Below are 11,059 nucleotides of genomic sequence, written 5' to 3'. Positions count from 1 at the left end.
GGCTCAAGGTCCTTCTTGACAGGTAAGACGCGGATTAGGCCCTCGCGCTCCTGTCACTGTATGGCCCCTTAAACCCGGACACTGGCGTATCGCTATTAATCGCTGGGAGTTAGTTCAATTCGGGGTTTAAGCGTGTCCCTGTTTTTCGTTACAGACGCAGGCGCAATCCTTAGGCTGAATACCCAAAGAATCAGTGACCTATCGATTGTTATAAGTAATGGTTATCAGTAGTCGCCGCGAAAGGAGTTGACCAAGATCCTCTTTTCGCAGGGTTGAAATCGGGAAAGATCAAGATGAACACGGCGCAACACTTCGAATACAGCGACGATCCGCGCTTTTACCTGCAACTTGCCAGTCTGGTTTCCAGCACCGGCTGCACCACATTTGCCGGGCGCATGCTGCAACTGGTCCATTCTGTAGTGCCGGTTCACGGGCTCGACCTCAGTGAATTGACGCTGGACCTGCGCCAGGGCAGCGTCAGCCATATCCACCTGCTAGGCGGCGCCGGTCTGCAGCATGCCAACACCGCCATCGACTCAACGGGCCATCCGTTGCTGTCGAGCATTCTGCACATGCAGGACCCGCTGTTGATCCAGCTCAAGCCGCCTTCGAGCATGCAACATCCGCAACGCAATACTCATCAGTGCAATCTGGTCTCCAGCCACGGCGAGCTGCGCCGAATCATCTGCTTTTACCGGCTGACCACCTTGCGCGCCTTCTCGCTGACCGAGCTGTCACTGCTCAAAAGCCTGTCGGATACCCTATTGCCACTGGTTGAGCAACACGCCCATAGCCTGGCTCAGGCCAGCGTTAGAGGTGCGCGAGTCGAACCGGAGCCGGGCTCGCTGGATCAGGCGTTCAGCGGCAGGCTGGCACAGGACGCAATTACCCTGTCTGCCCGTGAACAGGAAGTCTGCCTGGGCTTGCTGACAGGGGGTACAGTGGCGGAACTGGCGCTGCGACTGAACGTCAAGCACAGTTCGGTGGAAACTTACCTGAAGCGTGCAACGGCAAAACTCGGTGTCAGTGGCAGGCATGGTCTGGCGCGCTGGATGGCGGGGAATTGAAGCGCTTTCCGGTCGCCTCAAGGCAACCTCAAAGAGGCCGTCCATGGCCTCTCTGTTGACGCCCCGGATATCAGTCCAGACGGAACGCAATCACGCTGTCGCCCAGCGTCGTCCCCAGCGATCCGTGACCACCGGCGGCGATGATCACGTACTGTTTACCGTCGTTGCCGGTGTAGGTAGAAGGCGTGGCCTGGCCGCCAGCCGGCAGTTCATGCTCCCAGAGCACTTTCCCGGTATTGATGTCGTAGGCGCGGAAGAAGTTGTCTGCGGTTGACCCGTGAAAAATTACCCCGCCAGCGGTCACCAGCGGACCGCCGTGGGCGACCATCCCCATCGGGAAGCCGATCGGAAAGCGCGATTGCATGAAGCTGGTCTTCAGGTTCTTGGTCGTGCCGACCCGCCGGGTCCATTCCGTCTTGCCGGTGCTCAGGTCCGCGCCGACCATGCTTCCCCAAGGCGGCGCAGTACACGGAATCCCGAGACTGGACGCGAGCCGTGAAATGCGGATGGCGTAGTCACCCTTGAAATTTTCATTCCAGTACGGCTTGCCTTCTTCGGTTAACAGCCGTTTCTCTTCAGCTTGAGCGGGACGCTTGATCAGGTTGTAGATGTACGCCAGGTGTACAGGCGCTGCGACGAGTATCTGCCGATCCGGATCGACAGCCACAGAACCCCAGTTAAACACCCCGATATTGCCCGGATAGATCAACGAGCCTTTCTCGGTGGCGGGCGTCCACGGGTTACCGTCGTAACGCAGCTTGTTATAGGTAATCCGGCAAGCCATCTGGTCGAAAGGCGTAACCCCCCACATGGATTTCTCGGTCAGCGCTGGCGGGATGAAGTTGAGCCTGGAAACCGGCTGGCTCGGCGCAAAGCGTTCACCGGGCACACCGCCTTCAGTGGACACCTTGACCTGATCGACCGGCACAATCGGCTCGCCGGTCAGGCGGTTGAGCACGAAGATATTGCCGACCTTGGTGGGCACCAGGATCGCTGGTTGTTTGCTGCCCTCCTTGCCCAGCTCCAGCAACGACGGCTGAGAAGGATTGTCGCGGTCCCACAGATCGTTGTGCGAAGTCTGGAATTTCCAGCGCAATGCACCGGTGTTCAGGTCCAGCGCAGCCAGCGCATCACGGAATTTCTCGGTGTTGCTTTCAGGGTCCCGCAACGTGCCGGTTTCGTCAGGCGAAGCGTTGCCAAACGGTACATACACCAAGCCGTTCTTGACGTCTGCACTCAGGGTGGCCCACGCAACAGGCGTGTCCTGCGGGTAGCTCTGGCTCGCTGCGACGGGACGGTTGTCCTGCGGATGCAGCGGATCAAAGTTCCACACCAGTTGCCCGGTGACCACGTTATAAGCGCGAATCACGCCAGACGGATTCCCCTCGCTGTAGCCATTGTCCATGACCGAACTGCCAATCACGATCAACTCACCGGCAATCAGCGGCGCGGAGGTCTGCATCAAGGCGTGCGGACGAACTTCACCCATATTGACGCTCAGGTCGATCACGCCAGCGTCGCCAAAATCACTGCACAGTTTGCCGGTATCGGCATCCAGCGCCACCAGCCGCGCATCGGCGGTTGCGGTGATGATGCGTTTTGAGCAATGCGCTGGCGTGGGCTGACCGCTCGCAGCACCAATCGCTGCCGAGTAATAGCTGACACCCCGGCAGGTCTGGTGCTGTTGCAGGTACGAACGTTTTTTCTCCGGCGTGTACTTCCAGGCCAGCTCGCCGGTCTGCGGATTCAGGGCATGCACTTCGTTGTGCGCAGTACAGACGTAAACCCGGTCATTGACCTTAAGCGGAGTGGCTTCGAACGTGTATTCACCGGCATCCTTATCCGCATCACGCAGGTCGCCGGTGTGGTATTCCCAGGCAACCGACAGCTTGCCCACGGTTTTTGGCGTGATCTGATCAAGGCGCGAGAAGCGCTGACCGGCACTGGTGCCGCCATACGCAACCCAATCATCACCGGCTGTTTCAGCGCTGCGAGACGCCCCGGCCGTGTTGATCTGGCCGCGCTGCGGGTACGGATCGTAAAACATCATTGCAACTACAATGACCAGCATCACACCGAGCGTGCCACCCAGAAACGGATGAAAGCGGCGTCGGTCATCGCCAGACTGTGCGCGATACAGCGGGCGTACCACCCAGGGCAGCGCCAGCCACAGCCCGACCAGAGCAAAGACGTCACCTCGGGGAATCCACTGCCATTTGTCGAAGCCGACTTCGTAAACGATCCAGATCAGGATGCCCCACAGAATCAGCGCATACAGCGTCAGTGCAGACTTCTTTTTCAGAAACAGCAGGACCGCCGTCGCCAGCACGCCAAGGGCGATAATCGAATACGCGGGAGAACCGCCGACGGCCACCAGTTGCGCGCCCATGTACAACAGGGCCATGCTCAGTATCGCCATCGCGATACTCGTCACTTTCAGAATCATCGTCCTTGCCCTGTCATTATTATTGGATGCAGGTCATGCGACAACGCCTGAGACCGGGTGTTGCGTCAGCTTTTGCGGGTCGCATCATCCAGGGCAAGGATGGTGTGCGCATTGGTAACGGTGGTCGCCAGCGTGTTGATCACCCCCGAGCGCAACGCACCCAGCGTGGCGGCCGCCTTGGTGTTTTCACTGGCGATAGCGACCACATCGGGAATGCGGAAGAGCTCTTGCACGGTCAGGCCGATGACCCGGCCCTGGATGGCGTTGACCGCTGGCTGGCCATGAATGTCGATGAAGTCGTAACCCATCATGTCGCCGACTGTTCCGGATAAACGGGCCTGAGCTATTTCCTGCGGAGAGAACCAGCCCATGCGCACCATGTTGCTGTTCTCACTCATATCACCGATACCGATCAACGCCATGTCGGCACGGCGCGCGCGGTCCAGGGTGGAGCGCACCGTGTCGTTGCTGATCAGAATGCTGCGCAGTTCCGGGTTGGCGACCAGCGCCGGGGCATACAGGCTTTCGCTTTCGCCGCCGAAACGCAGTGCCAGACGGCGACAGATGTGGTCGGGGTTCATGTATTCCCCTGCTTTGAGCGAACCGCCAATCGCGCAGACAAATGTGCAGTTGCGCGTAACCGGCAGAAATACGTTATCGGCCACGGCCCCCACATTGCGGCCCATGCCGACGGCGACGATCATGCCGTCGCCCAGAGTCTTGTTCAGGTAGTTGGCCACCAGGCTGGCGACCGCCGAGCGCTGGGTATCGGGATCGCTGTGATCGACCGCAATCAGCGCTCTGTCGAGCTGAAAGCGTTCTGTCAGCGCCAGCTCCAGCTCGTTGTTCATGGCCGGGTGCTGCAACACCCGCACCTCGACGATGCCTTCATCGCGTGCGCGTTTGAGCAGCCGGCTGACTTTTGCTCGCGACAGGTCGAAACGCTTGGCGATGGCTTCCTGAGTGACGTTCTCAAGGTAATAAAGCATCGCGACTTCAGTCATCAGGTCGATGTCGCTGGCCATGCGCTGGCTACTGTCACTCATGTGGGCGGGCTTCCGTTTCGGCGTCAAAGGCCCATTCTCCCTACTCCGGCCCCGTGCCGTCCACTATTGATGCCCGTCACGCTCAATCGCATTGATACGCTCGACCTTGGCCCCGGAGCGCGCCGCTTCAAACTCTGATTCCAGAAACGACTTGACGATACTTTTTGCCAGCTCCGTGCCGATCACCCGCGCCCCGATGGAAAGGATCTGCGCATCGTTGCTCTTGCGCGCCCGCTCCGCCGAATAAGTATCGTGCGCTTGCGCTGCCCGGATGCCGAACACCTTGTTGGCGGAAATGGCCATGCCGATGCCGGTGCCGCAAACCAGCACGCCGAGCCGCTGCTGCCCGGCGTTGATGGCGGTTGCGACCGCCAGCGCTATGTCCGGATAAAGCACCGGCGCGGTGGAGTGGGTGCCGAAGTCAGTCACTGGATAGCCCAGTGACTCGATATGACCTTTGAGCAGTTCCTTGAGTTCGTAACCCGCTTCATCGCATCCGATAGCCACCGGGAAAGGTGTGTTCATGGCGTCTGGCTCCGCTGTCGAGGTCATACGATGCTGACCAATTGTTCATTGCGTGAAATTCCGATCAGTCATTTCTCGGGCATTATGTCTGTCCTGTCAAGCATGAATTAGAGAAAGCCTGTCAAAAACAGCTTGCAGGCTCGTTTTGCCAAAGGATCCAAAGTCGCTTGAAGTTTTTTATGAAAGAGATTGACTGATCAGAATTTCATTTGGTAAACATATGATCACTGAGCAACACATCAGTGCATCTAATAAGAAATTCACAGCACGAGGACACGCCAATGGCTACGCCATTACTGCTCCAGGCTGAACACGTCGCCAAGGCTTATGCCGGTATCCCTGCCCTGCGCGACGGCCGCCTTTCATTGCGGGCTGGTAGTGTGCACGCCTTGTGTGGCGGCAATGGCGCCGGTAAATCCACTTTCCTGAGCATCCTGATGGGCATCACCCAGCGGGATGCGGGCAGCATTCTGCTCAACGGCGAACCCGTGCAATTCAGCCGTCCGGTTGAAGCGTTGACGGCGGGGATTGCGATGATCACCCAAGAGCTTGAACCCATCCCCTTCATGACCGTTGCAGAAAACATCTGGTTGGGCCGTGAACCACGCCGGGCCGGCTGCATTGTCGACAGCAAGGAGCTGAATCGCCGTACCCGCAAACTGCTCGAAGAACTGGAGTTCGACGTCGACGCGACCAGCCCCATGCACCGGCTGAGCGTGGCGCAGATACAACTGGTCGAAATTGCCAAGGCGTTCAGCCATGACTGCCAGGTGATGATCATGGACGAACCCACCTCGGCTATCGGCGAGCGCGAAGCACAAACCCTGTTCAAGGCCATTCGCAGGCTGACCGCACGCGGTGCCGGCATTATCTACGTCTCCCACCGCCTCAGCGAACTGGCGCAGATCGCCGACGACTACAGCATCTTTCGCGACGGTGCCTTTGTCGAAAGTGGGCGCATGGCTGACATCGACCGTGCGCATCTGGTGCGCGGCATCGTCGGTCAGGAGTTGCAGCGTATTGACCACAAGGCCGGTCGTGAATGCAAAACCGAGTGCTGCCTGAGCGTCGACGGCCTGAGCCGCTCTGGCGAGTTCGAAGACATCAGCCTGCAACTGCGGCACGGCGAAATTCTGGGTATATACGGCCTGATGGGCTCCGGTCGCAGCGAATTTCTCAACTGCATCTATGGCCTGACCACCCCGGACGCCGGTAGCGTCACCCTGCGCGGCAAGCCGATGCCCATCGGCCTGCCCAAGGCGACCATTCTTGCTGGCATGTCGCTGGTCACCGAAGACCGCAAGGACAGCGGCCTGGTGTTGAGCGGCAGCATTCTTTCCAATATCGCGCTGTCGGCCTACAGGCAGTTGTCGCGCTGGTCGCTGATCAACGCGAACAAGGAACAGCAACTGGCCGAAGACATGGTCAGTCGGCTACAGATCAAGACCACGTCGCTGGACTTGCCGGTGTCATCCATGAGCGGTGGCAACCAGCAGAAAGTAGTGCTCGCCAAATGCCTTTCCACCCAGCCGGTGTGCCTGCTGTGCGACGAGCCCACGCGGGGTATCGACGAGGGTGCCAAACAGGAAATCTATCACCTGCTGGATCAGTTCGTGCGCGCGGGTGGTGCCGCCATCGTGGTGTCGTCGGAGGCCCCGGAACTGTTGCGCCTGAGTGACCGGATCGCCGTATTCAAGGGTGGCAGGCTGGTGACCATCAGCAGCGATGCCGACCTTTCCCAGGAAGCCTTGCTGAGTCTTGCCTCATGAATAGCAAAACTGTTATCGCCCCTGCCACCGTTGAGCCGCGCAGCCGTCTGCGATTGTCCTTCGACCGTTTTGGCCTGCCGCTGGTGTTCATCCTGCTGTGCCTGGTCATGGCGTTTGCCAGCGAATACTTCATGACCTGGCGCAACTGGATGGACATTCTGCGCCAGACCTCGATCAACGGCATCCTTGCGGTCGGTATGACCTACGTGATTCTCACCAAAGGCATCGACCTGTCGGTGGGCTCGATTCTGGCCTTCGCCGGATTGTGCAGCGCTTTGGTGGCGACCCAGGGTTACGGCCTGCTCGCAGCGGTCAGCGCGGGGATGTTCGCCGGGGCGATGCTCGGGGTGGTCAACGGCTTCATGGTCGCCAACCTGTCGATCCCGCCATTCGTGGCCACGCTGGGCATGCTCAGTATTGCCCGCGGCATGACGTTTATTCTCAACGACGGCAGCCCGGTTACCGACCTGCCTGAAGAGTACCTGGCGCTGGGCATCGGCAAGGTCGGTCCGATCGGTGTGCCGATCATCATCTTCGCCGTGGTCGCACTGATCTTCTGGATGGTGCTGCGCTACACCACCTACGGCCGTTACGTGTACGCCGTGGGCGGCAACGAAAAGAGCGCGCGGACCTCGGGGATCGGCGTGCGCAAGGTGATGTTTTCGGTGTACGTGGTGTCCGGGCTGCTGGCGGGGCTGGCAGGCGTGGTGCTGTCTGGCGAGAACCACCTCCGCCCTGCCCCAGGCGGGCATGTCGTATGAGCTGGACGCGATTGCCGCAGTGGTGATCGGCGGCACCAGCCTGTCTGGCGGCACCGGCAGCATCGTCGGCACGCTGTTCGGCGCCCTGCTGATCGGCGTCATCAATAACGGCCTTAACCTGCTGGGCGTGTCGTCCTATTACCAGCAAGTCGCCAAGGGTCTGATTATCGTGTTCGCGGTACTGATTGACGTGTGGCGCAAGAAGAAACGCTAGTCCCTTTTCATCTGAATGACCGACTGACTACAACAATAACGAGGTGCTCATCATGAAATTCGGTAAATCTCTGGCCGCTGTCGCGGCGCTGACCCTGCTTGCCAGCAGCATCGCTCTGGCGGCCGACGGCAAAACCTACAAGATCGGCGCGGCGGTGTATGGCCTCAAGGGCCAGTTCATGCAGAACTGGGTGCGTGAGCTCAAGCAGCACCCGGCGGTCAAGGACGGCACGGTGCAGATCACCGTGTTTGACGGCAACTACGACGCGCTGACCCAGAACAACCAGATTGAAACGATGATCACCCAGCACTTCGACGCGATCATTTTCGTGCCCATCGATACCAAGGCCGGGATCGGTACTGTCGCACGGGCGATGGAAAGCGACATTCCGGTAATCGCCTCCAATACCCGGGTGGCCAGTGCCAAGGTGCCTTATGTCGGCAACGACGATGTCGAGGGTGGTCGCCTTCAGGCACAAGCTATGGTCGACAAGCTCAACGGCAAGGGCAACGTGGTGATCATCCAGGGCCCGATTGGCCAGTCGGCCCAGATCGACCGGGAAAAAGGCGAAATGGAAGTGCTGAAGAAACACCCGGACATCAAGATCATCGAAATGAAGACCGCCAACTGGTCCCGTGCCGAAGCGCTGGCCCTCACTGAGGACTGGCTGAACGCGCACCCTAACGGTGGCATCTCCGGGATCATTTCGCAGAACGACGACATGGCCCTTGGCGCCCTGCAGGCGGTGAAATCCCGCAACCTGAAGCCTGAGGATGTACCGATCACCTCCATCGATGGCATGCCCGACGCCATTCAGGCGGCCAAGAAAAACGAAATCACCACCTTCCTGCAAGACGCCCAGGCGCAATCCCAGGGCGCCCTCGATGTTGCGCTGCGCGCCTTGGCTGGCAAGGATTACAAGCCCAAATCAGTGATCTGGGAACGCTACGCCAAGGACGTCAAATGGGGCGACGGCACCGACAAGAACTACATCCTGCCGTGGGTGCCGGTGACCGATGCCAATGCCGACGCGCTGTACCAGCAGGTCAGCGGCGGCAAGTAAGCCGGGGAGCGCGCAGAGCGCCGCAGGTGTGTGACGCGGAGCGTCACGAACGGCATTCTCACGCGGAGCGTGAGGAACGAGAAGTGTCCGGTCCGACAGCTCTCGTCTATCGCTCCCACGCTCCAGCGTGGTAGCGCCGTTCCGGACGCTCTGCACCTGACCTTGAGTGTGCGGTAAAGCATGGATTTGTAACGCAGAACGTGACGAATCATCAGTCAACCAGCGCTACGGGAGTCATATCAATGTCTGAATTCTGGAACAAGGCCTTCGATCTCACTGGACGTTGCGCCGTCATCACCGGCGGCGCCGCCGGGATCGGTCTGGCCTGCGCCCGCCTGCTGGTCGAGCATGGTGCGCGGGTGGCGCTGCTGGACCGCGACACGGCGGTGGCAGACGTAGCCGCCAGCCTCGGCAGCGGGCACATCGGCATCGCCGTCGATCTGCGCCGGATCGAGCAGGTCAACAGCACCATCACCACGGTATTCGAGCATTTCCAACGCCTCGATTACCTGGTCAACAGCGCGGGCGTCGCGGTGCTCGACAAGGCGCTCGATGTGAGTGAAGAAGCCTGGGACACGACGCTGGATATCAACCTCAAGGCCAGCTTCTTCGTCGCGCAGGCCTGCGCCCGGCACATGCTGGCCCAAGGCAGCGGGCGCATCGTCAATCTTGCCTCTCAGGCCGCCGTCATTGGTCTTGACCGACACGTCGCCTACTGCGCCAGCAAGGCCGCAGTGGTCGGCATGACCAAAGTGCTAGCCATGGAGTGGGCACCACACATCAACGTCAACGCCATTTCGCCGACAATCGTCGAAACCGCGCTGGGCAAGAAAGCCTGGGCCGGCGAAGCGGGCGAACGCGCCAAGACACAGATCCCGGCCGGACGCTTCGCCCAGCCCGAAGAGATCGCCGGTTTGGCGCTGTACCTGCTCAGCGATGCCGCGAGCATGATCACCGGCGAAAACGTGGTGATCGACGGCGGCTACAGCATCCAGTAACTCATCTTTCAGTCGCGAGGTTTATCGTCATGTCCACCGCTATCCAACGCACTGCCGAACAGCTTGCTCCCGTCATTCCGGCCACCATGCAGGCGGTGGTGTGTTACGGCCCGGAAGACTATCGACTGGAAACCGTCGACGTACCCACGCCCGGTCCTGACGAAATCCTCACCAAAGTCGAGCTGTGCGGTATCTGCATGGGCGATATCAAGACCTATCGCGGTGCGCCGTCGTTCTGGGGCGATGCCGAGCAGCCGCGCTACGTCAAACCTCCGATGATTCCCGGTCACGAATTCGTCTGCCGGGTGGTTGCGCTCGGCCCCGGTGCCGAAAAACGTGGCGTGCAGGTCGGTGACCGGGTCATTTCCGAACAGATCGTGCCATGCTGGGGCTGCCGTTTCTGCAACCACGGTCAGTACTGGATGTGCCAGAAGCACGACCTCTACGGTTTCCAGAACAACGTACAGGGCGCCATGGCCCAGTACATGATTTTTACCAAAGAAGGCATCATCCATAAGGTGCCGGATTCCATCGCACCGGATGAGGCGATCCTGATCGAACCTCTCGCCTGCTCACTGCACGCCGCCGAACGCGCCAACGTCGATTTCGATGACATCGTGGTGGTCGCCGGGGCCGGTACGCTGGGGTTGGGGATCATTGGCGCAGTGCGTATGCGCAATCCCAAAAAGCTCATCGTGCTCGACATGAAACCCGAGCGCGCCGCCCTCGCCCTGCGCATGGGCGCAGATGAAGTATGGAACCCGGCCGAAGTCGACGTGCTGGCGAAAATCCGTGAAATTACTGACGGCTATGGCTGCGACATTTATATAGAAGCCACCGGGCACCACAAGGCGGTCAATCAGGGCCTGGCGATGCTGCGCAAATTGGGGCGTTTCGTCGAGTTTAGCGTGTTCAACGACGAAGCCACCGTGGACTGGTCGATCATCGGCGACCGCAAGGAACTCGATGTACTCGGCTCACACCTGGGGCCGTATATGTACCCGAGGGCCATCGATTTCATCGGCAACCGCAAGATCGACATGCGCGACGTGGTCACACACAAGTTCGCCCTCGCCGATTTCAAGCAAGCCTTCGCGGTCATGGAGCGCGGCGACAAATCCCTGAAGGTGGTACTGGAACCGTAACCCACCCGATCCTTATAAGAACAAC

8 protein-coding genes and 1 pseudogene are annotated in these 11,059 nt (G+C 59.8%); 6 read left to right on the top strand and 3 right to left on the bottom strand.

Translation table 11 applies throughout. The features are described 5' to 3' along the window. Positions 1 to 293: 293 nt before the first annotated feature. Positions 294 to 1,067: a helix-turn-helix transcriptional regulator gene (locus I9H07_RS11485; RefSeq protein ID WP_024671930.1), complete on the top strand. Its 774-nt coding sequence runs from the start codon at positions 294 to 296 to the stop codon at positions 1,065 to 1,067. A gap of 70 nt (positions 1,068 to 1,137) precedes the next feature. On the opposite strand, the gene I9H07_RS11480 is transcribed toward I9H07_RS11485, so the two are convergent. The 3 genes from I9H07_RS11480 to rpiB all read right to left on the bottom strand — a co-directional run bounded on the left by I9H07_RS11480 (position 1,138) and on the right by rpiB (position 5,084). After that, positions 1,138 to 3,513, bottom strand: coding sequence for a membrane-bound PQQ-dependent dehydrogenase, glucose/quinate/shikimate family (locus I9H07_RS11480; RefSeq protein WP_058390923.1), 2,376 nt, complete (start codon positions 3,511 to 3,513; stop codon positions 1,138 to 1,140). A 65-nt stretch (positions 3,514 to 3,578) separates the two neighbouring features. Next, entirely contained in the window at positions 3,579 to 4,559 is a 981-nt protein-coding gene (locus tag I9H07_RS11475; protein ID WP_024671932.1) for a sugar-binding transcriptional regulator, read from the bottom strand. A 63-nt stretch (positions 4,560 to 4,622) separates the two neighbouring features. Beyond that, complete coding sequence (rpiB, locus tag I9H07_RS11470; protein WP_058824510.1) at positions 4,623 to 5,084, bottom strand: ribose 5-phosphate isomerase B; 462 nt, start codon at positions 5,082 to 5,084, stop codon at positions 4,623 to 4,625. Positions 5,085 to 5,365: 281 nt separating this feature from the next. Between rpiB and I9H07_RS11465 the strand changes: the two genes are divergently transcribed. From I9H07_RS11465 to I9H07_RS11445, 5 genes and pseudogenes are all read left to right on the top strand, one after another. Then, a complete protein-coding gene (locus I9H07_RS11465; protein ID WP_236423949.1) occupies positions 5,366 to 6,853 on the top strand; it encodes a sugar ABC transporter ATP-binding protein in 1,488 nt (495 codons plus the stop codon). Continuing rightward, positions 6,850 to 7,828 (top strand): annotated as a pseudogene (locus tag I9H07_RS11460) (ABC transporter permease). Before I9H07_RS11465 ends, I9H07_RS11460 begins: the two are co-directional and overlap by 4 nt. Before the next feature lie 52 nt (positions 7,829 to 7,880). Then, positions 7,881 to 8,891 (top strand): substrate-binding domain-containing protein, encoded by a 1,011-nt coding sequence (locus I9H07_RS11455; RefSeq protein WP_024671934.1) that lies wholly within the window; start codon positions 7,881 to 7,883, stop codon positions 8,889 to 8,891. A 242-nt stretch (positions 8,892 to 9,133) separates the two neighbouring features. Continuing rightward, positions 9,134 to 9,889: an SDR family oxidoreductase gene (locus I9H07_RS11450; protein WP_236423951.1), complete on the top strand. Its 756-nt coding sequence runs from the start codon at positions 9,134 to 9,136 to the stop codon at positions 9,887 to 9,889. Positions 9,890 to 9,918: 29 nt separating this feature from the next. Next, the gene (locus I9H07_RS11445) at positions 9,919 to 11,034 is read left to right on the top strand and encodes an MDR/zinc-dependent alcohol dehydrogenase-like family protein (protein ID WP_058390920.1); all 1,116 of its coding nucleotides are present in this window, start codon (positions 9,919 to 9,921) and stop codon (positions 11,032 to 11,034) included. The last annotated feature ends 25 nt before the right edge of the window (positions 11,035 to 11,059 follow it).

The sequence above is a fragment of the Pseudomonas syringae genome (assembly GCF_023278085.1).
GTDB lineage: Bacteria > Pseudomonadota > Gammaproteobacteria > Pseudomonadales > Pseudomonadaceae > Aquipseudomonas > Aquipseudomonas syringae_Q.
The sequence above is the reverse complement of the archived record's forward strand: the minus strand, read 5'-3'. Positions and strand labels throughout refer to the sequence as shown.